The following is a 26852-nucleotide window of genomic DNA, read 5'->3' on the forward strand; positions in this document are numbered from 1 at the left end:
GCTGGGACGGTGTTGTTTGTGGTTCATGATAGCGGAGCGGGCCGGCGCTGCCCATCGCAGCCGCCGGCCCGCGCCGTTGAATCCGCGCCATGAACCCGCGGCCCGGCCCGCGCTCAGGCCGCTTCCTTGAGCGCCGGATTGCGCTGCTTGCGGTACAGGAAGTCCAGCACCGCGGTGCGGCAGGCGTGGTAGGCCTTGTCGTCGGCCAGCGCCATGCGCTCGCGCGGGCGCGGCAGGTCCACCGGCAGCACCTCGCCGATGGTCGCCGCGGGGCCGTTGGTCATCATGACGATGCGGTCGGCCAGCAGCACGGCCTCGTCCACGTCGTGCGTCACCATCACCACCGTGCTGCGGGTCTTGGCGACGATCTTGATGAGCTCGTCCTGCAGGTGGGCGCGCGTGAGCGCATCGAGCGCGCCGAATGGTTCGTCCATCAGCAGCACCTTGGGCTCCATCGCCAGCGCCCGCGCGATGCCCACGCGCTGCTTCATGCCGCCGGAGATCTCCTGCGGGTACTTGCCCTCGGCATGGGTCAGGCCCACCATTGCCAGCGTGTCGTGCGTGCGGGCCTTGAGCTGCGCGCGGTTTTCGCTGCCGCCGAACACGCGTTCCACGCCGAGGTAGACGTTCTCGAAGCAGGTCAGCCACGGCAGCAGCGAGTGGTTCTGGAATACCACCGCGCGGTCCGGCCCTGGGCCGGAGATCTCGCGCTCGGCGCAGATCAGCGCGCCGCTGCTGGGGCGGTCGAGCCCGGCCAGCAGGTTCAGCAGCGTCGATTTGCCGCAGCCCGAATGGCCGATCAGCGTGATGAACTCGCCGCGGGCGATGGTCAGGTTGACGTCGCGCAGCGCGACGAACGGTCCCTTCTTGGTCTTGAAGGTCTGGCCCACGTTTTCGATGCGGACGAACTTTTCCATGTCGTTCTCCCTGGCGCGCTAGTTGCCGTAGCTGAAGCGTCTGGCGAGGCTCAGCAGCGCGTATTCGAGCAGCAGGCCCACCACGCCGATGATGAAGATGGCGATCACGATGTGCTCCACCTTCAGGTTATTCCACTCGTCCCACAGCCAGAAGCCGATGCCGGTGCCGCCGGTCAGCATCTCCGCGGCCACGATCACCAGCCACGCGGTGCCGATCGACAGCCGCACGCCGGTCAGCATGTAGGGCAGCACCGCCGGCAGCAGCACGCGCGTGAACACCTTCCACTCGGACAGGTCGAGCACGCGCGCCACGTTCAGGTAGTCCTGCGGCACGCGCGTGACGCCCACCGCGGTGTTGATGACCATCGGCCAGATCGAGCAGATGAAGATGGCCCAGATCGCGGCCGGGTTGGCGGACTTGAACAGCAGCAGCCCGATCGGCAGCCACGCCAGCGGCGAGACCGGCCGCAGCAGGCTGATGATGGGCGCCATCATGGCGTTGAGGAAGGCGAAGCGGCCCAGCGCGAAGCCGGCCGGGATGCCGATCAGCGCGGCCAGCCCGAAGCCCGCCGCCACGCGCGCCAGCGACGCCAGCACGTTCCAGCCGATGCCCTGGTCGTTGGGCCCGTTGCGGTAGAACGGGTCGGAGAACAGCGGCACGGCCGCGTGCCAGGTGGCGGCGGGCGTCGGGATGGCCGGGATCAGCGTGGCCACGCCGTGCCAGAACAGCAGGAACAGCGCGAAGCCGGCCACCGGCGGCATCGCCTTGAGCACCACCGCCGCGACGGCCTCGCGCCGCGCCGCGCGGCGCGCCTCGGCCTGGGCCTCCAGCGCGCGGCGCTCGGCGCGCTCGCGCGCCTGCGGGTCGCCGAGCGAGGCGAGTCCGCCGAGACTGGCGGCGCCGGCATCGGCGGGAGAAGCTGGGTTGCCGGCATGGTCGGCCGGCCGAGCTAGTGCATTCACGTCAGGCTCCTTGGAGGCGCCGGCGCGCAGGCGGCGCCGGCATTCATGCGGCAATCGGACCGGCTCAGGCCTTGATCTTGAAACCGTCGGCGTAGGCCTTCGGGTCCTTGGCGGCGTCCCACGTCACGCCGTCCATCAGGCGCGCGGTGCGGAAATCGCTCTTGGGCAGCGGCACCTGCGCGGCGGCGGCGCCCTGCTTGTAGACGTCGATGCGGTTGACCTTCTTGGCCACCGCCAGGTAGTCGGGATGCTCCTTGAGCAGGCCCCAGCGCTTGTGCTGCGTGAGGAACCACATGCCGTCGGAGAGGAACGGGTAGTTGGCGACGCCGTCCTGGTAGAACTTCATCGCGTCGGGGTCGTCCCAGGTCTTGCCCAGGCCGTTGCTGTAGCGGCCCAGCATGCGGTCCAGGATGATGTCCATGTCGGTGTTGACGTAGGACTTGGCGGCGATGGTCTCGGCGGTCTTGCGGCGGTTGGAGGCCGAGGCGTCGATGAACCGGGACGCCTCCAGCACCGCGGCCACCATCGCGCGCGCGGTGTTCGGGTACTTCTGCACGAACTCGGCGGTGGTGCCGAGCACCTTCTCGGGATGGTCCTTCCAGATCGCCTGCGTGGTTTCCGCGGTGAAGCCGATCTTGTCGGCGATGGCGCGCGCGCCCCAGGGCTCGCCCACGCAGTAGCCGTCCATGTTGCCCACGCGCATGTTGGCCACCATCTGCGGCGGCGGCACCGTGATGACCTTGGCGTCCTGCATCGGGTTGATGCCGTTGGCGGCCAGCCAGTAGTACAGCCACATCGCGTGGGTGCCGGTGGGGAAGGTCTGGGCGAAGGTGTAGTCGCGCTTTTCCTTCGTCATCAGCGCCTTCAGGCTGGCGCCGTCCTTGACGCCCTTCTCGGCCAGCTTGGACGACAGCGTGATGGCCTGGCCGTTGTGGTTCAGGCTCATCAGCACGGCCATGTCCTTCTTGGGGCCGCCGATGCCGAGCTGCACGCCGTAGACCAGGCCGTAGAGCACGTGCGCCGCGTCCAGCTCGCCGTTGACCAGCTTGTCGCGCACGCCGGCCCAGGAGGCTTCCTTGGTGGGCGTGATCTTGATGCCGTATTTCTTGTCGAGGCCGAGCGTGCTGGCCATCACCACCGAGGCGCAGTCGGTCAGCGGAATGAAGCCGATCCTCACCTCCGGCTTTTCCGGCGCGTCGGAGCCGGCCGCCCACGCGCCCGCGCGCACCAGCGGATCGACCAGCGTGACCACGCTGGCGCCGGCGATGGTCGCCAGCGCGCGGCGGCGTCCGCTGCTGGCGGGCACCGCGTCGGCGGCGGCGCCGGCATCGTTGGCGACCGCGGCATGCAGCGGCTTGGCAATCTTCAGGCGAGAGGGCATTCCACGGCTCCAAAAGAAAAGCGTCCTGAACCGCGCCGCGTTCGCCAGAATGCGGGACGGTCCAGGACGCCGTTGTCCTGTGATGCGGCGCGGCCTTCGTTGGCGGCGCCGATCGGGTTTGTGTGCGGCCTTCGTTGGCCGGCATGGCAACTACGCAAGCGGTGTGCCAGGCGCCGAAACGGGGAATCCGGGAAACGCGGGCGAAAGACGGGCCGCACGGCGCACGGGAACCGTGAACGGGGTGGCCGGCACGCGCGCTCCGGCGCGGGTGCGGTGCGCGCGGGGTTGCCGCGCGGCGCCATGTTTGTGCAATGCACCAGCGCCGTGCGCGCTCAGCTCATCACATCGATCACGCGGCGGGCGGCCTCGACCAGCTTGATGCCGCGCTCCATCGCCATGCTGCGCAGGCGCTTGTAGGCCTCGTCCTCGGTCATGCCGCGCTCCTTCATCAGCAGGCCCTTGGCGCGTTCCACTTCCTTGCGCTCGGCCAGCTGCAGGCGCGTGGCGTCGAGTTCGGCGCGCAGTTCCTGGTCGAGCTGGAAGCGCGCGTAGGCCACGTCGAGCACGGTCTTGACGCGCTCGGCGCGCAGGCCGTCGACGATGTAGGCGGTGATGCCCGCGGTGAGCGCGGCCTTGATGCGCTGGGCGTCGTCGTTGTCGGTAAACAGCACGATCGGCCGCGGCGCGTGCTGGGTCGAGACGCACACATGTTCCACCGTGTCGCGCGCGGCGGACTCGGAGGCGATGATGATGAGGTCGGGCTGGCGCGCGGCGATGGCGTCGGGCAGGCGCAGGTCCGCATCCACCGTGTCGATGTCGGTGAAACCCGCCGAGACCAGCCCGGCCTGGATGGTCTCGACATTGAGCGGGTCGGCGTCGTGCGGGTCCCTGACCAGCAGGATGCGCAGGCTGCGCGATGCCGTGGGCGGCGTCGCGGGGCTCGGCGGGCTGGGAGGGGCGGGGGAGCGTCGGGTCATGGCGTCAGGGGCATTGTCGGCAGTCATGCAAGAACCGCGCCGGATGGTTCCTGCCATGTATTGCGGGGATACCCGCATGCGCGGCCCGCGAGAGTACACGGCGCGGGGGCGCGGTGTATGCTATCGCCCTGCTGCGCGGCAGGGCGTGCGCCGGCAACGCCGCGGCGCCGGTGCGCCGGCGCGCGGCCCAAAAAACACAGTACACACACAGTACAAGCAAAGTCTGGAGAGTTGGATGACCGAATTCGTATTCGCCCCGCCCGCGCCCACCGGCGTGCCCGTGCGCGGGGGCCATGCCCAGTTCCCGGTGCGCCGGGTCTACTGCGTGGGCCGCAATTATGCCGCCCATGCCCGCGAGATGGGTTCGGACCCCGACCGCGAGCCGCCGTTCTTCTTCTGCAAGCCCGCCGACGCGGTGAGCTACGTGGCCGACGGCACCGAAGGCCACTTCCCGTATCCGCAGGGCACCAGCAACTGCCATTACGAGGTGGAGCTGGTGGTGGCCATCGGCAAGGGCGGCAAGGACATCGCCGAGGCCGACGCCGCCAGCCACGTGTTCGGCTACGCCATCGGCCTGGACATGACGCGCCGCGACCTGCAGAACGAATCGAAGAAGACCGGGCGCCCCTGGGAAACCGGCAAGGCCTTCGACAAGTCCGCGCCGATCGGCCCGATCGTGCCGGTGTCCGCCATCGGCCATCCCGACAAGGGCGCGGTCACGCTGGCCGTGAACGGCGCCGAGAAGCAGCGCGGCGACCTCTCCGACCTGATCTGGTCGGTGCCCGAAATGGTGTCCTACCTGTCGCGCCTGTTCGAGCTGCAGCCGGGCGACCTGATCTACAGCGGCACGCCCGAAGGCGTGGGCCCGGTGGTCAAGGGCGACGTCATGCAATGCAAGATCGAAGGCGTGGGCGAGCTCACCGTCAAGGTGGTGTGAGCCGATGCTGAAGCTCTACAGCTACTTCCGTAGCTCGGCTTCGTACCGGGTGCGCATCGCGCTGAACCTCAAGGGCCTGCCCTACGACTACGCGCCGGTGCACCTGCTGCGCGACGGCGGCCAGCAACTGCTGCCGGCCTACCGCGCGCTCAATCCGGACGCGCTGGTGCCGACCCTGGTCGACGACGATCACGTCCTGATGCAATCGGTCGCGATGGTGGAGTACCTCGACGAGACGCATCCCGAGCCGCTGCTGCTGCCCGGCAGCGCGCTCGACCGCGCCTACATCCGCGCGGTCGCGCTCGAGGTCGCGTGCGAGATCCATCCGCTCAACAACCTGCGCGTGCTGAAGTACCTCAAGCACACGCTGGGCGTGACCGAGGAAGCCAAGGACGCGTGGTACCGCCACTGGGTCGAGCTGGGCTTCGAGGCGGTCAACACCAACCTCGCGCGCTCGGGCAAGGCCGGCCGTTTCTGCTTCGGCGACACGCCGACGCTGGCCGACATCTGCCTGGTGCCGCAGGTGTTCAACGCGCAGCGCTTCAACATCGACGTGAGCCGCTATGCGGCGATCGCGAAGGCGTTCGAGGCGTGCATGGCGCTGCCGGCTTTCCAGCAGGCCGAGCCGAAGGCGCAGCCGGACGCGGAGTAGGGCGGCGGGCTGTCGGTGATGAAGACCCCGCGGTGGTTTGCGGGGTTTTTTTTATTGCCGAGGCAACTGGCCTGCCGCTTGTGGTCTCCCCTCTCCCATTTCATGGGAGAGGGGAGCAAACCGTCGGCAATGCGGCCCCCGCAATCGTTGGCAGGTTTCCTTGCCGCTCGCCGTTCAGCCCAGCAAAGCCTCGGCGAACTCGTCGGCCCGGAACGGCTGCAGGTCTTCCACCTTCTCGCCCACGCCGATGAAATAGACCGGCACCGGGCGCTGGCGCGCGATCGCGGCGAGGATGCCGCCCTTGGCGGTGCCGTCGAGCTTGGTCACGATCAGCCCGGTCAGCCCGAGCGCGTCGTCGAAGGCCTTGACCTGGGCCAGCGCGTTCTGGCCGGTGTTGGCGTCGATCACCAGCAGCGCTTCGTGGGGCGCGCTCGGCATGGCCTTGGCGATGACGCGCTTGACCTTCTTGAGCTCTTCCATCAGGTGCAGCTGCGTCGGCAGGCGCCCGGCGGTGTCGGCCATCACGATGTCGATGCGGCGCGCGCGCGCGGCGTTGACCGCGTCGAAGATCACCGCGGCCGGGTCGCCGCTTTCCTGCGACACCACGGTGACGTTGTTGCGCTCGCCCCAGATCGTCAGCTGCTCGCGCGCGGCGGCGCGGAAGGTGTCGCCGGCGGCCAGCAGCACGGACTGGCCGTAGCTCTGGAAATGCTTGCACAGCTTGCCGATACTGGTGGTCTTGCCGGCGCCGTTGACGCCCGCGATCATCATCACCATCGGCTGCTCGCGGCCCAGCGCCATCGTCTTTTCGAGCGGACGCAGCAGGTTGGTGAGCAGCTCGCGCAGCGCGGCCTTGACGCCCTCGGAGGTTTCGATGCGCTCGCTCTTGACCCGGCGGCGCAGCTCGCCGAGCAGGTATTCGGTGGCTTCCACGCCCGCGTCGGCCATCAGCAGCGCGGTTTCCAGCTCCTCGAACAGGGCTTCGTCGACCTTGACGCCGACGAACAGGGTGCCGAGGTTGCGGCTGGTCTTGGACAGGCCCGAGCGCAGGCGCTGCATCCAGCCGCGCCGCGCTTCCGGCGTGACGGCCGGTGGCGGGGTCAGGACCATTTCCTCGGCGGCGGCCGGCTGGGGCACCGGCTGCTGCGCGACCGGCGCGGGAGCGGGAGCGGGAATGGGGACGGGCCGGGGAGCCGGAACCTGGGCTGGCCCGGCGGCGGGAAGCGCCGCTGGTGCGGCGGCCGGCGACGGAACGGGTGCAGGCGCGGCCGCGGGCGCCGGGGCCGGCACCTCGGGTGGCGCACTGGCCGGTTCGGCCTTGCGCTTCTTCCAGAAACTAAACATTGGGAAAGGGGTCAATACCCCGGTAGAATCAATCGCCAAAATTCTAGCAGACGGGGTTGCATGAACCATTGTGCTGTCAGGTCCAGGCCGGGCGCCGCCCGTGCCGCATCGCCGCTCGCCGGCGCCGGTGCCTTCCGGGCTTCACGCGCCGCCGCTCGTGCGCGGCGCCTTCTTCCCACCCTGCTGCTAGGCGTCCTGCCCTGGTTCGGCGCGGTTCACGCGCAGACCGGCGTGGTGGCGCCGCCCCTGCCCACCGGCCGGGCCACCGCCTCCTCGCAGAGCGCGGCTGCCGAGGCTACCACTACCGAGTTCACGCTGTCCAACGGTATGCGCGTGATCGTCAAGGAAGACCACCGCGCGCCCACCGTGGCCCACCAGATCTGGTACCGGGTCGGCGGCATGGACGAGGTCAGCGGCACCACCGGCGTGGCGCACATGCTCGAGCACATGATGTTCAAGGGCACGCCCAAGGTGGGCATCGGCGAGTTCTCCAGGCAGATCGCCGAGCTGGGCGGGCGCGAGAACGCCATGACCAACCGCGACTTCACGCTCTATTACCAGCAGATCGGCAAGCAGTACCTGCCGCGCATGATGGAGCTGGAGGCCGACCGCATGGCCAACCTCATCATTCGCAAGGACGAGTTCGAGCGCGAGATGAAGGTGGTGATGGAAGAGCGCCGCCTGCGCACCGACGACTCCGCGCGCGGCACGGTCTACGAGCAGTTGCTGGCCACGGTGTTTACCGCCGCGCCGTACCGCCACCCGGTGATCGGCTGGATGGACGACCTCGTCAACATGCGCGTGGAAGACGTGCAGGCGTGGTACCGCGAATGGTACGTGCCCAACAACGCGCTGCTGATCGTCACCGGCGACGTCACCGCCGCCGAGGTGAAGACCCTGGCCGAGCGCACCTACGGCAAGCTCAAGCCGCGCCCGCTGCCGCTGCGCAAGACCCAGCTCGAGGCCGAGCAGAAGGGCATCAAGCGGATCTGGGTCAAGGCGCCGGCCGAGAATCCCTACGTGGTGCTGGCCTACAAGGTGCCGCGCCTGCACGACGTGGACAAGGACGTCGACCCCTACGCGCTCGAGGTCCTGGCCGCCGTGCTCAACGGTTACGACAACGCGCGCCTGACGCGCGACCTGGTGCGCGAGCGGCGCCTGGCGGACGACGTCAACGTCGGCTACGACAGCATCAACCGCGCGGAATCGATCATGGTGCTCGACGGCACCCCGGCCGCCGGCCACACCGCCGAGGAGATCGAGCGCGCGCTGCGCGACGAGGTCGCCCGCATCGCGCGCGACGGCGTCTCGCCCGAGGAGCTCAAGCGCGTCAAGGCGCAGGTCGTGGCCTCGCAGATCTACAAGCGCGACTCCGTGTTCGGGCAAGGCATGGAGATCGGCGTGGCGGAGATGGCCGGCATTTCGTGGCGCAAGCTCGACCGCATGCTGGAGCGCATCAAGGACGTCACGCCGGCGCAGGTGCAGGCCGTGGCCGCCAGGTATTTCAGCGACGACAACCTCACTGTGGCGACGTTGCTGCCCCAGCCGATCGATCCCAACAAGAAGCAGCAGGCGCCGGTCGATCCCGGCTCGCTGCGCTGAGTCACCAAGAGGACCGAAGATGCCTCTCTTTGCCCCGACGATCCCGTCGCCACGCCTGCTGCGCCGCCTCGCGGGCGTGGCCGGCGGCGCGCTGCTCGCGGCCGCCTCGCTGCTGGCCCCGCAGGCCGCGCAGGCCGCCATCCCGATCGAGCAGTGGACCACCTCCACCGGCGCGCGCGTTTATTTCGTGCGCAGCCCGTCCATTCCCATGCTGGACGTCAATATGGATTTCGACGCCGGCAGCCGCTATGACCCGCCCGGCAAGGCGGGGCTGGCCACGCTGGCGTCGGCCCTGCTCGACAAGGGAGCCGGCGCGCAGGACGGCCAGCCCGCGCGCGACGAAGCCCAGGTCGCCGACGCCTTCGCCGACACCGGCGCGGACTTCGGCGGCGCGGCCAGCAGCGACCGCGGCGGCATCGGCCTGCGCACGCTCACCAGCGAGCCCGAGCTGAGCCAGTCGCTCGCGCTCGCCGCGCAACTGGTCAAGGCGCCGGCCTACCCGGATGCCGTGGTCGCGCGCGAGAAGCAGCGCCTGATCACCGCCATCCGCGAAGCCGACTCCAAGCCCGGCGTGATCGCCGACAAGATGGTGTCGCGCGCGATCTATCCCGCGCATCCGTATGGCGTGTCCGCCACCGTGGCCTCGGTCGAGTCCATCACGCGGGCCGACCTGCAGCGCTTCTGGCACGACAACTTCGCCGCCTCGCGCGCCGTGGTGACGCTGATCGGCGCGATCGACCGCAAGCAGGCCGAGTCCATCGCCGAGGCGCTCACGCGCGGCCTGCCGGCCGGCGCCGCGCCGCCGGCCATGCCGCCGGTGCAGCTCGCCATCCCGGCCAGCGAGCAGCGCGTGCCGCATCCGGCGCAGCAGGCCACGGTGGCGATCGGCCAGCCCGCCATCGCGCGCGGCGACCCCGACTACTTCCCGCTGCTGGTGGGCAACTACGTGCTCGGCGGCGGCGGCTTCAGCTCGCGCCTGACCAACGAGGTGCGCGAGAAGCGCGGCCTGACCTACGGCGTGGACAGCTATTTCGCGCCGGCCAAGCAGGCGGGCCCGTTCGGCATCGGCCTGCAGACCAAGAAGGAGCAGACCAACGAGGCGCTGGCGCTGGTGCGCAAGGTGCTGGCGCAATACGTGGCCGAGGGCCCGACCGAGGCCGAGCTCAAGGCGGCCAGGGACAACCTCGTCAACGGCTTCCCGCTGCGCATCGACAGCAACCGCAAGCTGCTGACCAACGTGGCCAACATCGGCTGGTACGGACTGCCGCTGGACTACCTGGACACCTGGACCGCGCAGATCGGCAAGGTGACGCGGGCGCAGGTGAAGGACGCCTTCCAGCGCCACGTGCATCCGGATGCGATGGCCACCGTGATCGTGGGTGGACCGGAATAAGACGTCGTTTCGGAAAGATCCTGGCCAGAATCGGCGGAACCGGCGGAACCGGCGGGGCAAGCGGAACAGGCGGAGCAAGGCGGGCGCGCCGGGCGCGGAGCACGGGCGCGTTCGCAGGCTCTACAATCACGGCATGAATTCGCGTACCCGATCTCCTTCGCCCGCCGCCGGCGGGCCATCCCCGGCGCCTGCCGCGCGGCGCTCGCCCGCGCAGGTCCGCATCATCGGCGGCAAGTGGAAGCGCACGCCGCTGCCCGTGCTCGACGCCGAAGGCCTGCGCCCCACGCCCGACCGCGTGCGGGAAACCCTGTTCAACTGGCTCGGCCAGGACATGTCCGGCCTGGCGTGCCTGGACCTGTTCGCCGGCTCCGGCGCGCTCGGCTTCGAGGCCGCCTCGCGCGGGGCGGTGCAGGTGACGATGGTGGAGGCCAATCCGCGCGTGGCCAAACAGTTGCGCGACAACCAGTACCGGCTCGACGCGCAGCAGATCCGCATCGTGCAGGGTGACGCATTCGCAACCGCGGCGCAGATGCCGGCGTCGAGCTTCGACGTGGTCTTCCTCGATCCGCCGTTCGCGCAGGACTGGCTGCGGCCCGCGCTCGAGCACGCGGCCAGGCTGTCGCGCCCGGGCGGCGCGGTCTACGTGGAGACCGACCGCGCGCTGAACGGTCCCGACGCGCCGGTGCCGGCCGCGCTGGAGATCGTGCGGCATGCGCGCGCGGGCGCGGTGCACTTCCATCTGCTGCAGCACCGGACCACCTGATCCGCCCGGCCCGATCCGCCCGGCCGGGCGCCGTGGCCGGCCATCGCACGCTGGATGCCGCACTGCCGCGAAACCGTCATCGGGCGGCTTGCAAGTGCTGCTTTTAGCGTTACACTACGCCGCTGTCGCCAACGCTCGTCACGCAGCCTCGGCTCCCAGCCCTCACCATAGCGGGCGGGGCCAAGCGGTCCATCCAGGACCGGCAACGGGCAGAACAAGGAGGAAGCATGGTCGTCGCGGTCTACCCCGGCACGTTCGATCCAATGACCCGGGGCCACGAGGATCTGGTGCGCAGAGCGTCCAACATCTTCGATGAGCTCGTGGTCGGTGTGGCGCATAGTCCCAACAAGCGCCCGTTCTTTTCGCTGGAAGAGCGCATCGGTATCGCCCGCGAGGTGCTGGGCCACTATCCCAACGTGCGCGTGGAAGGCTTCTCCGGCCTGCTCAAGGATTTCGTCCGCAAGAACAACGCCCGCGTGATCGTGCGCGGCCTGCGCGCCGTGTCCGACTTCGAGTACGAGTTCCAGATGGCGGGCATGAACCGCTACCTGCTGCCCGACGTGGAAACCATGTTCCTGACGCCGTCGGACCAGTACCAGTTCATCTCCGGCACCTTCGTGCGCGAGATCGCGGTGCTCGGCGGCGACGTCAGCAAGTTCGTATTCCCCTCGGTCGAGCGCTGGCTGAAAGAGAAAATCGGCAAAGCGGAATAGAATGAGGGCTTGCGACATGCGGACCGCGGCCAGTCGGGCGCGGCCCATGTCCGGCTGAAAGGAAACACGATGGCACTGATGATCACCGACGACTGCATCAATTGCGACGTTTGTGAGCCGGAGTGCCCGAACGAAGCCATTTCGATGGGGCCCGAGATCTACGAGATCGACCCCAACAAATGCACGGAATGCGTCGGACACTTCGATGAACCGCAATGCCAGCAGGTCTGCCCCGTGGCTTGCATCCCGCACGATCCGGCCCGGGTCGAATCGCGCGAGACGCTGATGGGGCGCTACCGCCTGCTGACGGCGGCCAAGCGCGCCGCCTGAAGCCACACGGCCAGGCAGCCTGTTCGGCGGCAAAAAACCCCGGCACCGGAAGGTGGCGGGGTTTTTTGTTGGGTGCTTGTTGGGCGTCCCGCGCGCGTGATGCCGGCGCGGCGCTCAGCGGCCCGTGTGCAGCTCCAGCATGGCGCGCTCGCTCTCGCCCCTGGCCAGCAGCGACAGCGGCGCGATGCTGCGGTCGATGGCCTCGTCGATGGCCTGCTGCTCCTCGCGGCGCGGCGGCTTGAGCACATAATTGATCACGTCCTCGCGCCCGCCCGCGCCGCCCGGCGCGTTGCGCGGATGGCCCACGCCCAGGCGCAGCCGCCAGTAGTCCTGCGTGGTCAGGTGCGCGGCGATGTCCTTGAGGCCGTTGTGGCCGCCGGCGCCGCCGCCGCGCTTGAGCTTGACCGCGCCCGGCGGCAGGTCCATCTCGTCGTGGGCGACCAGGATCTCGTCGGGCAGGATCTTGTAGAAGCGCGCCAGCGACACCACCGACAGCCCCGAGCGGTTCATGAAGGTGGACGGCTTGAGCAGCCAGATGTCCTGGTCCCACAGGCGCGCGCGCGCGGCCAGCCCGTGGAAGCGGCCTTCCACGCGCAGCGTGGCGCCGCCCATGCGGGCAAGCTGGTCGACCAGCCAGAAGCCGGCGTTGTGGCGGGTGGCTTCGTATTCCGCCCCGGGATTGCCGAGGCCGACGATGAGTTTGATCATGCGTGCACTACGTGGGTGAGGGCGGCCAGAGGCCAAGCATACGCGAAACGGCATGGGGACCGGCACGCGAAAAAAAACCGCCGGACACGCCGGCGGCTCTTTCTTGCCATTGCTGGTGCGCGGCCCGCGGGCCGCGCTCAGGCAACTCAGGCAGCGGGCGTTTCGCCGCCTTCGGCAGCTTCCGCGACGCCACCGGCCGGCAGCGAGATGCTGGCGACGGCGGGGTTTTCGTCACCGTGGGTGATGGCGCTCACGCCCTTCGGCAGCTTCACGTCCGACAGGTGCAGGGTCTGGCCCAGCTCGCCCGCGCCCAGGTCCACCTCGATGAACTCGGGCAGGTCGGCCGGCAGGCACGACACTTCCAGTTCGTTCAGGATGTGGTTGACGATGCCGTGGCCCAGCTTCACGCCCGGGGCGTTTTCCTGGTTGACGAAGTGCAGCGGCACCTTCACGTGGATCTTGTCCGAGGCCGACACGCGCTGGAAGTCGACGTGCAGCACCAGCGGCTTGAACGGGTGCATCTGGAACGCGCGCAGCAGGGCCTTCTCGGCCTTGCCTTCCACTTCCAGGTCGAGGATCGACGAGTGGAACGCTTCCTTCTTCAGCGCGTGGAACAGCGCGTTGTGATCGAGTTCGATCATCTTGGGTTCGGCAGCGCCGCCATAGATGATGCCCGGGGTCTTGCCGGCGTTGCGCAGGCGGCGGCTCGCACCCGTTCCCTGTACGCTACGCTCGAAAGCTACGACTTTCATGATGACTCCAAATGTAAGAGGGCTGTCCGCGACCAGACAGCCCGATGAACCGGCAGGAAAGGGCTATTTGCCCCTGCCCGCCACAGTAAAGCCTTGAATTCTATCAGGAATCGGCAAACAGCGACATGATCGAGTCGCCCTTGACGATCCGGGTAAAGGTTTCGGCCAGCAGCGGCGCGGTCGACAGCTGGCGGATCTTGCCGGACTGGATGGCGTCGTCGCGCAGCGGGATGGTGTCGCACACCACCACTTCGTCCAGCTCGGAATCCGCGATGCGGGCAGCGGCGCCGCCCGACAGCACCGGATGGGTGCAATAGGCGAAGACCTTCTGCGCGCCGCGCTCCTTGAGCACCTGGGCCGCCTTGCACAGCGTGCCGCCGGTGTCGATCATGTCGTCCATGATCACGCAGTTGCGGCCGTCGACTTCACCGATGATGTTCATCACCTCGGCCACGTTGGCCTTGGGGCGGCGCTTGTCGATGATGGCCAGGTCGCAGTTGAGCTGCTTGGCCAGCGCACGGGCGCGCACCACGCCGCCGACGTCGGGCGAGACCACCAGCAGGTCGCCGTAGTTCTTCTCGCGCAGGTCGCCCAGCAGGACCGGCGAGGCGTAGATGTTGTCGACGGGGATGTCGAAGAAGCCCTGGATCTGGTCGGCGTGCAGGTCCATCGTCAGGATGCGGTCGACGCCGGCGACTTCCAGCATGTTGGCCACCACCTTGGCCGAGATCGCGACGCGCGCCGAGCGCGGGCGGCGGTCCTGGCGGGCATAGCCGAAGTAGGGCATGGCGGCGGTGATGCTGCGTGCCGAGGCGCGCTTGAGCGCGTCGACCATCACCATCAGTTCCATCAGGTTGTCGTTGGTCGGCGCGCAGGTAGACTGCAGCACGATGACGTGCTTGCCGCGAACGTTTTCCTGGATTTCGACTTGGACTTCGCCGTCGGAGAACCGGCCCACCTGTGCCTTCCCAAGGGGAATGCCGAGGTGCTGCACGACAGCCTCCGCGAGTTTGGGGTTGGCGTTGCCGGTAAAAACCATCAAGCCTTCGCTGCTCATTCGGTGCACCTGTCTTGCTGCTGGGGGGGACGACCGTCACCGGCTAGTGCCGGTGACGTATTCTGCGGATCTGCGAGGAATGTAATGGCAGGGGAAGAAGGATTCGAACCTTCGAATGCCGGAATCAAAATCCGGTGCCTTGACCAACTTGGCGACTCCCCTACACAACCGGGTCCGTCCATCGTCACATACAGCCAGCGTGACGCCGAACGAAAAACTATCAAGCGAGCGCTGCGAGCGGGTGGCGGGACAAACTCCTCGCACACTTGCCATCCCATCCGGGTGGCAACCGTTCCAGTACCTGCTGCGCCGTCTGCTCGTCATCAAACCGTGCAAACACGCAGGCGCCGGATCCGGTCATCCTTGCATGGGGACTGTATTGTCTCAACCATTCAAGGGCTCGGGCAACTTCGCCGAACTTCGCCGTTGCTATCGTTTCCAGATCGTTGCGACCGAAAGCGAATTTGTTTGTGCAAGCAGCGAAGACCGCAACTATAGAGATCGGCGTATCCCTTGTCAAGCGCCCGTCCGAAAAAATTTCCGGGGTCGGGACGTGCTGGCGCGGATGGACGATCACGAACCAGCTCTCGGGCAGTTCGACCGTGGCCAGTTCCTCGCCGATGCCCTGCGCGAAGGCATTCTCGCCGTGCAGGAAGAACGGCACGTCGGCGCCGAGCGTGAGGCCGATGCGCTTGAGTTCCTCGCGCGGCAGGCCCAGGCCCCACAGGTGGTTGAGCGCCATCAGCGTGGTGGCCGCGTCGGACGAGCCGCCGCCGATGCCGCCGCCCATCGGCAGCCGCTTGTCGATGGCGATGTCGGCGCCGAACGCGGTGCCGCCGGCCTGCTGCAGCGCGCGCGCCGCGCGCACGATCAGGTCCGAGTCGGCCGGCACGCCGGGCACCTCGGTGACGCGCTCGATGCGGCCGTCGTCGCGGCGGCGGAAGTCCAGCGTGTCGCTCCAGTCCACCAGCTGGAACACGGTCTGCAGCGTGTGGTAGCCGTCGGGGCGGCGCCCGGTCACGTGCAGGAAGAGATTGAGCTTGGCGGGCGCGGGGCAGCCGCGCAGTTCGGGCGGGGGCAGGGTGCGGGCAGTATTCATTGGGCCTGTTCCGGGTCGATCACGAGGCGGACCGACAAGGGGTTGCTGTCGCCGTCGCGCGCGAGGTCGATGCGGCGCGGCTGCTGTGCGGCCGCATCCTGCCACGCGACGTAGCGCACGGTCCAGCCGTTCTGCGCCAGCGTGGCCAGGCGCCCGCTGTCGTCGCGCGTGGCGCGCGCGGGCGTGCCCGGCGCGGGCCGGCCGTACAGCCAGTCGCGCATGCCGGCCACCGGCAGCGAGAAGCCGAGGGCTTCCTCCAGCAGCGTGTCCACCTCGGGCGCGTTGCGCGGCGGCTGGTTGGGCAGGTCGAGCGTGGCGCCGGACGGCGTGGAAGTCACCACGGCCAGGGTCTGGCCCAGCGGCGAGATCAGGTCGAGCCGCACGTTGCGGCCCTGCTCATGCCACTGGAAGCTGCCCTGCACGCCTTCGTCGCGGCCGTAGCGCACGTAGCTGGCGGCAAAGCGGCCCTTGAGGTCGCGCGCCTGCGCGGCCTCGCCGGTGTCGAACTGGCGGGTGGGCGTGATGCTGGCGCAGGCCGCGAGCCAGAGGGGCGCGGTCAGGCACAGCAGGGCTAGGCGTCGGGATATGGGCATGGGTGTCTGGCGCCCGCGCCGGCGGCGGGCCTTCCTCCCGGCGCGGGCCGGAAGGAAGCGGGTGGATCATCGGACGCGGCGAACAGAGGCGAACGTCGGCGAAGGCAGGCGCGGGCCTACTTGGACAGCGCCGACAGCGGCACGTTGTAGCGGCGCAGGGTGTCGATCAGGATCACGTTGTCCGGCTCGATCTTGGCGGCTTCGGTCCAGGTCTTGCGCGCCTCGTCCTGCTGGCCGAGCTGCCAGAGGACCTCGCCCAGGTGGGCGCCGATCTCGGCCTCGGGCGCCCGGGCGTAGGCGTTGCGCAGCAGTTCGGCGGCCGGCTGGAGCTGGCCCAGGCGGAATTTGACCCAGGCCAGGCTGTCCATGATGTAGGGATCGTCCGGGCCCAGCGCCGAAGCCTTCTCGAGCAGCTGCAGCGCCTCGGGCAGGCGCACGTTGCGGTCGGCCAGCGAGTAGCCGAGCGCGTTGTAGCCCTGCTTCTGCTCGGGCTGCATGGCGATCACCCGGCGCAGCAGCGTCTCCATGCTGTCGTAGCGCTTCTCGCGCTCGTCGAGCATGGCCAGCTCGTAGACCCAGTCGGAGTTGTCGGGCTCGGCCGTGGTCCGTTCCTCCAGCACCTTGCGGGCGCGGCCGTAGGCCTTGGCGTCGAGCAGCATGCCGACCTCGGCCTGGCGTATCGCGGTCATGCGCTGCGCGCGCTGGTCCGGCTCGGCGATGTCCTCGCTGTCGGCCAGCATGTCGTTGAAGACGGCCTGGGCATCGTCGAGCTTGCCCATGCGGCCCAGCAGCTGCGCGCGCTTCACCGCGGCGGCGGGCGCCAGGCGGCTGTCGTCGATGCGGTCGAGCCAGGCCACCGCGGCCGGGTAGTCCTTCTTTTCCTCGGCGATCTGCGCCAGGTACTGGTAGGCGATGTCCGGGCTGGCGGTCGGCACCTGGCCGGCCAGCTGCAGGTATTCCTTCAGGTACTGCTCGGCCTCGTCGTAGCGCTTGGACTGCAGACTGGTCAGGCCGAGCGCGAGCGGCACGCGCGGGTCCTTCGGCGCGATCTTGCGCAGGGTCTCGAACTCGGCGCGCGCGGCCTGCAGGTCGTTCTGCTGCAGGTACAGGCGGGCCAGCGTGATGTGCCCGTTGATCGAGACCGGCGCCTTGTCGACGAAGGCTTTCAGTCCGGCGATGGCCTGGTCGGGCGCGCCGTCCGCGCGCAGCTCGGCGGCCATCAGCGCGGCCGCCTCGTAGTCGGGCCGCATGCGCAGCGTCTGGTCGAGCTCGGTCAGCGCGCCGGGGATGTCGTTGGCGGCTTCCCTGGCGCGGGCCAGCGCGAGGTGGGTCTCGGCCGAGCCCATGTCGTTGGCCACCAGGCGCCGCAGCAGGGCGGCGGCGCCGGCCGGGTCGCTGGTGCGCGAGAGTTGCTGCTGCATCTGCAGGATCGCGTCCGGCCGGTGGCCCGGCGGCACGCCGTTGAGCTGCAGCGCGAGCAGCGGCTCGGCCTCGTCCCAGCGGGCGCTCAGCACCAGCAGGGTGGACAGCACCTGGCGCGCGCCCGCCGAAGTGGGCGCAAGCTCGGTCCACAGGCGCGCGGCCTCCAGCGCCTGCGGGGCGCTGCGCGCGTTGAACGCGATCTCGGTGGCGCGCTGGGCGAAGCGCGGGTCGCGCGTGTTGCGGGCCAGTTCCAGGTAGGTCTGGTAGGCCGGGCCGATCACGCCGCGCTGCACGGAAATCTCCGCGGCCAGCACGCGGTACAGGATGTCGCCGGTCAGCGGCACCGCCGGCAGCGGCATCTTGGGCGGCAGCGGGTTGGAGCGGGCCGGCGCCGGCGCGGCTTCCGCGGCGAGCGTGAGCGGACGGGCGTCGGCGGCATGGCCGGCGAGCGGAGCCAGGGCGCAGACCGCCAGCGCGGCCACGGCGATGGCCGCCAGCCTGTGACGCAGGGGCCGCCGGGCCGGCCGGGCAAGGATGGAGTCAGCGGGGGTCATCGAGGTACGGTCCAGACGGTCCGACATGTGGGTGGGTGCTCCAGCACGCAAAAGCGCAGATGCGATGGGATAGTTAAGGGCATTGTAGCCTGCCGTTACAATGCCTTGCTTGTCCGCGTGGCGCCAGCCGGCATGGGGCTTCTGGCGGTTTGAGTGGCTTGGAAGGGAGAGGTTCGATGCCTGAGTTGCCGGAGGTCGAAGTGACCCGGCGCGGCTTGCTGCCGCACGTGGTCGGCCGGCGTATCGCCGAGGTCGTGGTGCGCCATCGCGGCCTGCGCTGGCCGGTGGAAACCGGGCTGGAGGCGCAACTGGCCGGGCGCGTGGTCGCGCGCATCGAGCGGCGCGGCAAGTACCTGCTGCTGGAGTGCATGCGGGCGGCCCCGCACGATGATGGGGCGCCGGGCCCGGCCGCCGTGGCGGGTCCGGCGCCTGGGTCGCCGCCCGGCGGCGAGCGCGGCTGGCTGCTGATCCACCTCGGCATGACCGGCACGCTGCGGGTGCTGCCGCAGGCGCCGCCGCCGGGCGCGCACGACCACCTCGACCTGGTCCTGGCCGGGGCGGAAGGAGATGGCGCCGCGGCGCCGCTCGTGCTGCGCTTTCGCGATCCGCGCCGCTTCGGCGCGGTGCTGTGGAGCGCGCTGGCGGAGGCCGAACTCGAGACCCATCCGCTGCTGCGCGGGCTCGGCATCGAGCCTTTCGACGCGCGCTTCGACGGCGCCTGGCTGCACCGCCACGGGCGCGGCCGCAGCGCGGCCATCAAGACCGTGCTGCTGGCCGGCAACATCGTGGTCGGCGTGGGCAACATCTACGCCTCCGAGAGTTTGTTCGCCGCCGGCATCCGCCCGACCACGCCGGCCGGGCGGCTGTCGCTGGCGCGCTGCGAGCGGCTGGCCGCGGCCGTGCGCGACACGCTGGCGCGCGCCATCGAGCGCGGCGGCAGCACCCTGCGCGATTTCGTCGGCAGCGACGGCAGCAGCGGCTACTTCCAGCTCGACTGCGCGGTGTACGACCGCGCCGGCCATCCGTGCCGGGTGTGCGGCACGACCATCCGGCAGATCGTGCAGGGCCAGCGCTCCACCTTCTATTGCCCGACCTGCCAGCGTTGAGCGGCGCCCGGCGAAGTGCTTCGCGGGCGTCTTGCGGCTGGTGCCGCGCGCACCCGATGGGCCGGCGCAACACCGCGGCCCGCGGGCGCTTCTAATTTCACAAAAGTGCGCCGGAAACCTGTATCTTCGATAACGTAAAAAAGTGTTACAGAATACACAGCCGAATACTCAGCCCCTGCGCCGGCGCGAGCCGGCGTAGACGCCTGCGCCAGGCCCGTGATGCCGCCGCGGGGGCTGATCGCTCAAGATCCCAGTACCAATGACAACCCTCGCCCTTCAATTCGAACAGTACGGCGCCTGGAGAACCGGGGTACTCGATTCCCTGGCCGAATTCCGTGGCTGGCTGCAGCAGCACGACCTCTACGACGCCCAGGCCGACGAGCGCGCGCAGCGCATCCAGAGCGTGCTCAAGAGCGACCGGCTCAAGGTGGCGTTCATCGCCGAGTTCTCGCGCGGCAAGAGCGAACTGATCAACGCGATCTTCTTCGCCGACTACGGCCGGCGCATCCTGCCGTCGTCGGCCGGGCGCACCACCATGTGCCCGACCGAGCTGCGCTACGACGAGACCGAGGCGCCCTGCATCCGCCTGCTGCCGATCGAGACGCGCCTGCAGGAAGCCTCCACTGCCGACTTCCTCGACGTCGACTCGCACTGGCACACCGTGCCGCTCGACCCGTCCTCGCCCGACGGCATGCTCGACGCCTTCCGCCACGTGATCGAGACCAGCCGCGTCACGCGCGAGATGGCCGAGTCGCTGGGCCTGTACAACGACAAGGACCCCGACGCCGCCTACGCGCTCGACGCCGACGGCATGGTGGAGATCTCGCGCTGGCGCCACGCGGTGATCAACTTCCCGCATCCGCTGCTGCGCCAGGGCCTGGTGATCCTCGACACGCCGGGCCTCAACGCCATCGGCACCGAGCCGGAACTGACGCTGCGCCTGATCCCCGATGCGCACGTGGTGGTGTTCATGCTGGCCGCCGACGCCGGCGTTACCAAGAGCGACCTCGACCTGTGGCGCAGCCATGTCAGCGCGGGGCACCGCAAGGGCTGCCTGGCGGTGCTCAACAAGATCGACGGCCTGTGGGACCCGCTCAAGTCGCCGGCCGAGACCGCCGCGGAGATCACGCGCCAGGTCACCTCCAGCGCGCAGGTGCTGGGCATCGACGAGGCGCGCGTCTACCCGGTGTCGGCGCAGAAGGGCCTGGTCGCCAAGGTGACGCACGACGACGACCTGCTCGTGCGTAGCGGCCTGCCGCAGTTCGAGCACGTGCTGTCGGACCAGTTGATCCCGCAGCGGCGCGAGATCGTCGCCGACCAGGTGCAGCGCGCCGTCGAGGAGATGGCGCGCGGCGCGCAGCAACTGCTGCAAAGCCGCCGCCGCAGCATCGTCGAGCAGTTGTTCGAGCTGCGCGGGCTGCGCGGCAAGAACCACGCGATGGTCAAGCACATGCTCTCGCGCGTGCAGTCCGAGAAGGAAGAGTTCGAGCAGAGCATCGCCAAGTTCCAGGCGCTGCGGCTGGTGTTCGGCCGGCACAGCGCCGACATCATCAAGAGCCTGCAGCTGCGCGACGTGCGCAGCACCATGCGCGAGCGCCGCGAGCAGATGAAGGAGCGCTTCTTCTCGCGCGGCCTGCGCGAGGACATGGACAGCCTGTTCGCGCGGCTGGTCGAGCTGGTCAGCGAGGCCGACCAGAAGATCGCCCAGCTGCACCAGCTCACCGACAGCATGTACCGCCGCTTCAATGCCGAGCACGGCTTCACGCTGCCGGCGCCGATCCAGTTCGTCACCGCGCGCTACGTCAGCGAGCTGCAGGCCACGCTGGCGCTGGCCAACACGCATTTCGGCGCCATGAGCATGCTCACGCGCTCGCGTCCGCAACTGGTGCAGAGCGCGTTCTCGACCATCGCCAGCCGCGTGCTGGAGACCTTCCGCGACCTCAACCGCGACATCGAGATCTGGCTCAAGTCGGTGATGACGCCGCTCGAGGCGCAGGTGCGCGAGCACCAGAAGCAGCTGCGCCGCCGCGTCGATTCGATCGAGCGCATCCATGAAGCCACCGACACGCTCGAGAGCCGCATCGCGCAGCTCGAGGAAGTGCTCAACGGCCTGGACGACCGCAGCGGGCGCATCGAAGCCTATGCCCGGCAGATCCTGCGGCCCGAGAGCAGCGGCCACGCGCGGGCGGCGGCCTGAAGGCAGTCTGTAGGCAGTCTGAAGGCGGCATGAAGCAGCGCGGCCCGCGGGCCGCGCCGCGGGAGGCGGTATCATGACGCGCCGCCGCTCCCGGCGCCGCCTTTGCCCGCCACGTCCCCGATGCCCCGCAAGTCCGCCGTCCTGTCCGCCGATATTCCCGCCACCGTAGCCCGGCCCGCCGCCGGCGTTCCTGCCGCCGGTGTTCCCACCGATTTCGCCGCCCGCGTGGTGGCGTGGCAGCGCGTGCACGGGCGCCATGACCTGCCGTGGCAGAACACGCGCGACCCGTATCGCATCTGGCTGTCGGAGATCATGCTGCAGCAGACCCAGGTCAGCGCGGTGATCGAATACTTCCAGCGTTTCGTCGGCCGCCTGCCCACCGTGGCCGCGCTGGCCGAGGCGAGCGCGGACGAGGTGATGGCGCTGTGGGCGGGGCTCGGCTACTACTCGCGCGCGCGTAACCTGCACCGCTGCGCCAAGGCGGTGATGAGCGAGCACGGCGGCGTGTTCCCGAGCGACCCCGAAGTCCTGGTGACGCTGCCCGGCATCGGCCGCTCGACCGCGGCGGCGGTGGCGGCCTTCAGCGCCGGCGTGCGCTCGCCCATCCTCGACGGCAACGTCAAGCGCGTGTTCGCCAGGTTCTTCGGCATCCACGGACATCCCGGCGTCAAGGCGGTCGAGACCCGCATGTGGCAACTGGCCGGCGAGGTGCTGCCCGCCCAAGGCCCCGCGCAGTCCGAGGACATGGTGTCCTACACCCAGGGCCTGATGGACCTCGGCGCCACCATCTGCTCGCGCGGCAAGCCCGCCTGCCTGGGCAGCGCCGCGGCCTGTCCGCTGTCCGCCGACTGCGTGGCGCGCCGCGACGGCCTTACCGCCGCGCTGCCCACGCCCAAGCCGCGCGCCGCCATCCCCGAGCGCAGCACCGTGATGCTGCTGCTGCGGCGCGGCCGCGAGATCCTGCTCGCGCTGCGCCCCGACAGCGGCATCTGGGGCGGCCTGTGGAGCCTGCCCGAAATGCCGGTCGACACCGTGCCCTTCGACGCCGAGCAGGCCGAGGACGCCGCGCTCGAACGCGCCCGCGCGTTCGGCACGCCCGGCCGCGCCGAACTGGTCGGCGAGCTCACCCACGTCTTCACCCACTTCCGCCTGCTGATCCGCGCCATCCGCGTGGACATGACCGCGCTGGCCATGCGCGACGGCGGCGATGGCCCCGCGCTGCGCTGGATCTCGCTGGACGACCTGGACGAAGTCGGCACGCCAGCGCCGGTGCGCAAGCTGCTCGAAACGCAAGCGCAAAGCGGCCTGTTCTGATGGTTTGATCAGCGCCCCGAAGGTGCGAAGAAATCGCAGCGCCTGCCACGGCCCGCGCAGTAGATTTATTCGCGCCTTCGCTACAGGATGTGGTGCTGGTGCATGTACTTGTGGACGATCTCGATCCGCATCCCCGCGTCCGGCAGCGCCATCAGCATCTGCTTGGCCTTGAGCGGCACCGGCAGCAGCTCGCACAGGCGGTTCGCCACCCAGCTCGGGTCGTCCCACAGGAAGGGCTCGCAGAAAGGCAGCTTGCCCGGGTGCTCGGCATGCAGCGCGCCGACGATGCGGCGTAGCACGGCCAGGCATTCGCCCAGCAGTTCCAGCTTGCAGTCGATGATGTCCGGCGGCAGCAGCCTGGCCTGCCCGACCAGCAGGCCGTTGTCGCGCACGGTGTAGCTGAGCAGCTCGAAGCGCTGCCGGCCGCGCGTGCTGATCAGCAGCACGCCGAGCTGCTCCATGTTGCAGTCGATGATGTCGGCCAGGCAGCCGACGGTTTCCGGCACGGTGGGCTCGTCGGGGCGGGCCACCTCGCTGCCGCTGGCGATCAGGCACACGCCGAACGGCGCGCGGTCGCGCATGCAGGCGCGCACCATGTCGACGTAGCGCGCCTCGAACACGCGCAGCGGCAGCAGGCCGTCGGGGAACAGCACGGTGTTCAGCGGGAACAGCGGCAGGCTATCCAGCGTGGGCGGCGCCGATGTGGCGGACAGGGAAGGCGAGGCGGATGGGCCGGGTGCGGCGGGCGTGGCGCGTGAGGACATGCTGAGCCAGCAAAGGTTGCGGGCGGGCAGCGGTGCCGGGCACCGGCTGCCGGGGCCGGGCCGCGAAGGCGGGCGCGGCAGCGTGTATCAGCCGCCCGGCGCGAGCTCGCGGTGTCTCACCAGCACATTACCATGCGCGCGGAAATAGTTGGCAAGTCTTTCGGCGATGTAGACCGAACGGTGCTGGCCGCCGGTGCAGCCGATGGCCACGGTCAGGTAGCTGCGGTTGTCGGCGATGAAACTCGGCAGCCACTTTTCGACGTAGGCGCGGATGTCCTCGGCCATCGCCAGCACCATCGGCTGGCTCTGCAGGAAGTCGATCACCGGCGCGTCGCGCCCGGTCAGCGGGCGCAGGGCGAGGTCGTAGTACGGGTTGGGCAGCGAGCGCACGTCGAACACCATGTCCGCGTCGCTGGGCACGCCGTGCTTGAAGCCGAACGACTCGAACAGCAGCGTGAGCTGCAGGCCGTCTTCGCGCACGAATTCCTTGATCCAGGCGCGCAGCGTGTTGGTGCGCACGTTGCTGGTGTCGATGCGGTGCGCGGCCTCGGCCAGCGGGCTGAGCAGCTCGCGCTCCATCTCGATCGCCTCGACCAGCGAGGTGTCGTTGAGCGGCGCGGCAGCGGCGACATTGTCTGCATTGTTCTCGCCGGCCGCGCCGGGTTTCTCCGTGCGCATGGACAGCGGGTGGCGCCGCCGCGTCTCCGAGTAGCGCTGCACCAGCGCGTCGGTATTGGCGGTCAGGAACACCACGCGGACCTGGTGCTCGGCCGCGAGGTCGCGCAGCGTGCCCGGCAGCTGGTCGAGCGATTCGCGGCTGCGGATGTCGGTGGCGACGCCCAAATGCGTGTAGCCCTGGGACGCGAGATAGCGCGCCAGCTCGGGGATGAACTGCGCTGGCAGGTTGTCGACGCAGTAGTAGCCCGCGTCTTCCAGTACGTTCAGGGCGACCGACTTGCCGGAGCCGGAAATTCCGGTGATAAGTATGATGCGCATAGCGTCACAAGCATAACATCAGGGGAATGACGCCGTCATGACGGCGCGGGCGCCAAGAAAAATGGCGAACCGGGGTTCGCCATTCGACTGCGTGCCTTGCCGCAAGGGCGGCCCTTTTACTTGGACAGGCAATCCTTCATGAAGGCCTTGCGCTCGTCGCCCTTCTTGCCGGTGGCGTCCTTGTTGCACGCCTTCATCTTTTCCTGCTGGCTGTTGCCGGGCGCCGCCGCCGGCTTGTTCGACAGGCAGCCCTTCATGAAGGTCTTGCGCTCGTCGCCCTTCTTGCCGGAAGCCTGGGTGTTGCAGGCCTTCATCTTGTCCTGCTGGGTGTTGGCGGCTGCGGGTGCCGCCGCGGGGGCGGCGGGTGCGGCGGGGGCCGCAGCCGTCTGGGCAAACGCCACGCTGGCGAACAGCGGGGCTACCAGCGCGCACATCGCGATCATCTTCTTCATGCTTGCTCTCCTGGCTGTGGAAAACGTCATGGCCGCCGGCCTGTCGGCGCGGCGGCTCGGGGTGGGCTCGATGCCCATTACAGCACAAAACGGACGATGTCCCAAAGCCGTTGACGGCCTGGACCCGCAAGCAATGTAAGCAAATGAAAAACCGCGCGGGGCGGGCGCGCTTTCTGCGCGCGCGCGCCCGCGCTCCCGGCGCTTCAGAGCAGCCGGCCCTGGCCGCGCGCGACCACGTCGGCCTGCATCGCCGCGCGCTGGCGGTCCATGAAGTCGCGCAGCGTGTCGATGCCGCGCAGGCGCAGGATGGTGTTGCGCACGGCGGCCTCGACCAGCACGGCGAGGTTGCGGCCGGCCGCCACCTGGATCTTGACCATGTGGATCGGCAGGCCGAGCACGTCGAGGTATTGCGAATCGAGCGGCAGGCGCTCGAACTCGCCGTCGTTGCGGCGCACGAGCTGCACCACCAGCTTCATCTTCATCTTCCGGCGCACCGCGGTCTCGCCGAAGATGGTCTTGATGTCGAGCAGGCCCAGTCCGCGCACCTCGAGCAGGTTCTGCAGCAGCGGCGGGCAGCGGCCTTCGATGAAGTCCGGCCCCAGGCGCACGAAGTCCACCGCGTCGTCGGCCACCAGCCCGTGTCCGCGCGAGATCAGTTCCAGGCCGAGCTCGCTCTTGCCCAGGCCCGACTCGCCCATGATCAGCACGCCCATGCCGAGGATGTCGAGGAACACGCCGTGCATGGTCACGCGCGGCGCGGAGATCCGCGAGAGATAGAGTCGCAGGTGGTCGATCACCGCGGCCGAGGACACCGGCGTGGTGAACAGCGGCGTGGACGAGCGCGTGCAGCGCAGTTCCAGGTCGGGCGGCGGCTCCATGCCGTCGGCGATCACCAGGAACGGCGGCTCGAGCAGGATCAGCTCGCCCATCTGGCGCTTGCGCATCTCGTCGTCGAGGCGCTGGTAGTAGGTGATCTCCGGCTTGCCGAGCACCTGGATCCGGTTCGGGTGGATCAGGTTCAGGTGGCCGACGAGGTCGGCGGCGGAGGTGGCTTCGCGCGCGAACTCGACGTCGAAGGCGCGGTCCGCGCCTTCCAGCCCAGCAACCCAGGAGAGTTTGATGTCGGCTGCGTTGTCGTCGAAGATCGACTGCGAGGTGACGCCAGTGAGTTCCATGCGGCTACTTTCGGGGGACGGGCTTTCAGGCCGGGCGGGCCGTCGCCCGGCGTGCCGGGTGGCGGCTGCCCAGGCGGATCAGGGATGCCATTGCGTCAGCAACTGGTGCACGGCATCGGAAGTGGGCAGGGTGGCGAGTCCTTCGCGCATCTCGCGGTCGGACAGCAGCTGGGCGATCTCGGAGAGGATTTCCAGGTGTTGCTGGGTGGCCTGCTCGGGCACCAGCAGGAAGATCAGCAGCGATACCGGCTTGCCGTCCGGCGACTCGAACGGGATCGGCTCGGCCAGGCGCATGAAGCCGGCCAGCGGCTGCTTCAGGCCCTTGATGCGGCCGTGCGGAATGGCCACGCCGGCGCCGAGGCCGGTCGAGCCCAGCGATTCGCGGGCAAACAGGTTGTCGGTCACGGTGGCGCGCGCTACGCCGTGGTTGTTCTCGAAGAGGAGCCCGGCCTGTTCGAACACCCGCTTCTTGCTGGTGACGCTGACGTCGAGGTTGATGTTGCCGGGTGGCAGCAATTTAGCCAAACGATTCATGTGGAATGCGCAGGTTTTTCTAGTAAGCAGGCCCGGGGCCGGCAGGGGGGCGCGCCAGGCAAAAAGGGGATGAAAAGGCTGGTGCCGGCTCATACCCGCATTGCACCGGTTGTCCCATGCCGGTGTCGGGCGTCTGGCCATTATAGAGCAGGCCCGC

At 69.2% G+C, this 26852-nt stretch carries 26 protein-coding genes and 1 tRNA gene; 10 read left to right on the forward strand and 17 right to left on the reverse strand.

The window, feature by feature from the left end; genetic code table 11:
- Positions 1-113: 113 nt before the first annotated feature.
- From ACWTPI_RS02110 to ACWTPI_RS02125, 4 genes are all read right to left on the reverse strand, one after another.
- Positions 114-917 carry an ABC transporter ATP-binding protein gene (locus tag ACWTPI_RS02110; protein WP_454730855.1) on the reverse strand — a complete coding sequence of 268 codons (804 nt, stop codon included), beginning with the start codon at positions 915-917 and terminating at the stop codon, positions 114-116.
- A gap of 18 nt (positions 918-935) precedes the next feature.
- A complete protein-coding gene (gene ntrB / locus ACWTPI_RS02115; protein ID WP_454732433.1) occupies positions 936-1748 on the reverse strand; it encodes a nitrate ABC transporter permease in 813 nt (270 codons plus the stop codon).
- Between the two features lie 196 nt (positions 1749-1944).
- Entirely contained in the window at positions 1945-3261 is a 1317-nt protein-coding gene (locus ACWTPI_RS02120) for a CmpA/NrtA family ABC transporter substrate-binding protein (RefSeq protein ID WP_020202646.1), read from the reverse strand.
- A 332-nt stretch (positions 3262-3593) separates the two neighbouring features.
- Entirely contained in the window at positions 3594-4238 is a 645-nt protein-coding gene (locus ACWTPI_RS02125) for an ANTAR domain-containing response regulator (RefSeq protein WP_029043526.1), read from the reverse strand.
- A 235-nt stretch (positions 4239-4473) separates the two neighbouring features.
- On the opposite strand from ACWTPI_RS02125, the gene ACWTPI_RS02130 reads away from it, so the two are divergent.
- Positions 4474-5175: a fumarylacetoacetate hydrolase family protein gene (locus ACWTPI_RS02130; protein ID WP_020202648.1), complete on the forward strand. Its 702-nt coding sequence runs from the start codon at positions 4474-4476 to the stop codon at positions 5173-5175.
- Between the two features lie 7 nt (positions 5176-5182).
- Positions 5183-5827, forward strand: a complete 645-nt coding sequence (maiA, locus tag ACWTPI_RS02135; protein ID WP_454732434.1) for a maleylacetoacetate isomerase — start codon at positions 5183-5185, stop codon at positions 5825-5827.
- Positions 5828-6001: 174 nt separating this feature from the next.
- On the opposite strand, the gene ftsY is transcribed toward maiA, so the two are convergent.
- Positions 6002-7171 carry a signal recognition particle-docking protein FtsY gene (ftsY, locus tag ACWTPI_RS02140; RefSeq protein WP_454730856.1) on the reverse strand — a complete coding sequence of 390 codons (1170 nt, stop codon included), beginning with the start codon at positions 7169-7171 and terminating at the stop codon, positions 6002-6004.
- Positions 7172-7231: 60 nt separating this feature from the next.
- On the opposite strand from ftsY, the gene ACWTPI_RS02145 reads away from it, so the two are divergent.
- The 5 genes from ACWTPI_RS02145 to ACWTPI_RS02165 all read left to right on the forward strand — a co-directional run bounded on the left by ACWTPI_RS02145 (position 7232) and on the right by ACWTPI_RS02165 (position 11972).
- Positions 7232-8773 carry a M16 family metallopeptidase gene (locus tag ACWTPI_RS02145; RefSeq protein WP_454730857.1) on the forward strand — a complete coding sequence of 514 codons (1542 nt, stop codon included), beginning with the start codon at positions 7232-7234 and terminating at the stop codon, positions 8771-8773.
- Positions 8774-8792: 19 nt separating this feature from the next.
- Complete coding sequence (locus ACWTPI_RS02150) at positions 8793-10166, forward strand: M16 family metallopeptidase (RefSeq protein ID WP_020202652.1); 1374 nt, start codon at positions 8793-8795, stop codon at positions 10164-10166.
- Positions 10167-10299: 133 nt separating this feature from the next.
- Positions 10300-10929, forward strand: coding sequence for a 16S rRNA (guanine(966)-N(2))-methyltransferase RsmD (gene rsmD, locus ACWTPI_RS02155; protein WP_197090298.1), 630 nt, complete (start codon positions 10300-10302; stop codon positions 10927-10929).
- Positions 10930-11156: 227 nt separating this feature from the next.
- Positions 11157-11642: a pantetheine-phosphate adenylyltransferase gene (coaD, locus tag ACWTPI_RS02160; RefSeq protein WP_020202654.1), complete on the forward strand. Its 486-nt coding sequence runs from the start codon at positions 11157-11159 to the stop codon at positions 11640-11642.
- Positions 11643-11711: 69 nt separating this feature from the next.
- On the forward strand, positions 11712-11972 hold the full coding sequence (locus ACWTPI_RS02165) for a YfhL family 4Fe-4S dicluster ferredoxin (RefSeq protein WP_020202655.1): 261 nt from the start codon (positions 11712-11714) through the stop codon (positions 11970-11972).
- 114 nt (positions 11973-12086) lie between these two features.
- Here ACWTPI_RS02165 and pth read toward each other — a convergent pair whose 3' ends face one another.
- From pth to ACWTPI_RS02200, 7 genes are all read right to left on the reverse strand, one after another.
- The gene (gene pth, locus ACWTPI_RS02170; protein WP_020202656.1) at positions 12087-12680 is read right to left on the reverse strand and encodes an aminoacyl-tRNA hydrolase; all 594 of its coding nucleotides are present in this window, start codon (positions 12678-12680) and stop codon (positions 12087-12089) included.
- A 146-nt stretch (positions 12681-12826) separates the two neighbouring features.
- Positions 12827-13432 carry a 50S ribosomal protein L25/general stress protein Ctc gene (locus ACWTPI_RS02175; RefSeq protein WP_020202657.1) on the reverse strand — a complete coding sequence of 202 codons (606 nt, stop codon included), beginning with the start codon at positions 13430-13432 and terminating at the stop codon, positions 12827-12829.
- Between the two features lie 103 nt (positions 13433-13535).
- Positions 13536-14489, reverse strand: a complete 954-nt coding sequence (locus tag ACWTPI_RS02180; protein WP_020202658.1) for a ribose-phosphate pyrophosphokinase — start codon at positions 14487-14489, stop codon at positions 13536-13538.
- An 85-nt stretch (positions 14490-14574) separates the two neighbouring features.
- Positions 14575-14651, reverse strand: a tRNA-Gln gene (locus ACWTPI_RS02185).
- A 58-nt stretch (positions 14652-14709) separates the two neighbouring features.
- A complete protein-coding gene (gene ispE / locus ACWTPI_RS02190) occupies positions 14710-15588 on the reverse strand; it encodes a 4-(cytidine 5'-diphospho)-2-C-methyl-D-erythritol kinase (RefSeq protein WP_020202659.1) in 879 nt (292 codons plus the stop codon).
- Entirely contained in the window at positions 15585-16181 is a 597-nt protein-coding gene (gene lolB, locus ACWTPI_RS02195) for a lipoprotein insertase outer membrane protein LolB (protein WP_454730858.1), read from the reverse strand. The genes ispE and lolB overlap by 4 nt, the downstream gene beginning before the upstream one ends.
- Before the next feature lie 116 nt (positions 16182-16297).
- Positions 16298-18184 carry a tetratricopeptide repeat protein gene (locus ACWTPI_RS02200; RefSeq protein WP_454730859.1) on the reverse strand — a complete coding sequence of 629 codons (1887 nt, stop codon included), beginning with the start codon at positions 18182-18184 and terminating at the stop codon, positions 16298-16300.
- 149 nt (positions 18185-18333) lie between these two features.
- Here ACWTPI_RS02200 and mutM point away from each other — a divergent pair, with 149 nt between their 5' ends.
- From mutM to mutY, 3 genes are all read left to right on the forward strand, one after another.
- A complete protein-coding gene (mutM, locus tag ACWTPI_RS02205) occupies positions 18334-19263 on the forward strand; it encodes a bifunctional DNA-formamidopyrimidine glycosylase/DNA-(apurinic or apyrimidinic site) lyase (RefSeq protein ID WP_454730860.1) in 930 nt (309 codons plus the stop codon).
- 259 nt (positions 19264-19522) lie between these two features.
- On the forward strand, positions 19523-21460 hold the full coding sequence (locus ACWTPI_RS02210; protein WP_020202663.1) for a dynamin family protein: 1938 nt from the start codon (positions 19523-19525) through the stop codon (positions 21458-21460).
- 120 nt (positions 21461-21580) lie between these two features.
- The gene (mutY, locus tag ACWTPI_RS02215) at positions 21581-22774 is read left to right on the forward strand and encodes an A/G-specific adenine glycosylase (RefSeq protein ID WP_454730861.1); all 1194 of its coding nucleotides are present in this window, start codon (positions 21581-21583) and stop codon (positions 22772-22774) included.
- An 80-nt stretch (positions 22775-22854) separates the two neighbouring features.
- Here mutY and ACWTPI_RS02220 read toward each other — a convergent pair whose 3' ends face one another.
- From ACWTPI_RS02220 to ptsN, 5 genes are all read right to left on the reverse strand, one after another.
- Positions 22855-23538 (reverse strand): LON peptidase substrate-binding domain-containing protein, encoded by a 684-nt coding sequence (locus tag ACWTPI_RS02220; RefSeq protein ID WP_059410406.1) that lies wholly within the window; start codon positions 23536-23538, stop codon positions 22855-22857.
- Positions 23539-23625: 87 nt separating this feature from the next.
- A complete protein-coding gene (rapZ, locus tag ACWTPI_RS02225; RefSeq protein ID WP_020202666.1) occupies positions 23626-24534 on the reverse strand; it encodes an RNase adapter RapZ in 909 nt (302 codons plus the stop codon).
- A 116-nt stretch (positions 24535-24650) separates the two neighbouring features.
- Complete coding sequence (locus ACWTPI_RS02230) at positions 24651-24986, reverse strand: PsiF family protein (RefSeq protein ID WP_020202667.1); 336 nt, start codon at positions 24984-24986, stop codon at positions 24651-24653.
- 203 nt (positions 24987-25189) lie between these two features.
- Positions 25190-26161, reverse strand: a complete 972-nt coding sequence (gene hprK, locus ACWTPI_RS02235) for an HPr(Ser) kinase/phosphatase (protein WP_020202668.1) — start codon at positions 26159-26161, stop codon at positions 25190-25192.
- Between the two features lie 78 nt (positions 26162-26239).
- A complete protein-coding gene (ptsN, locus tag ACWTPI_RS02240; protein WP_029043533.1) occupies positions 26240-26695 on the reverse strand; it encodes a PTS IIA-like nitrogen regulatory protein PtsN in 456 nt (151 codons plus the stop codon).
- Between the last annotated feature and the right edge of the window lie 157 nt (positions 26696-26852).

This window comes from Cupriavidus ulmosensis (assembly GCF_977008105.1).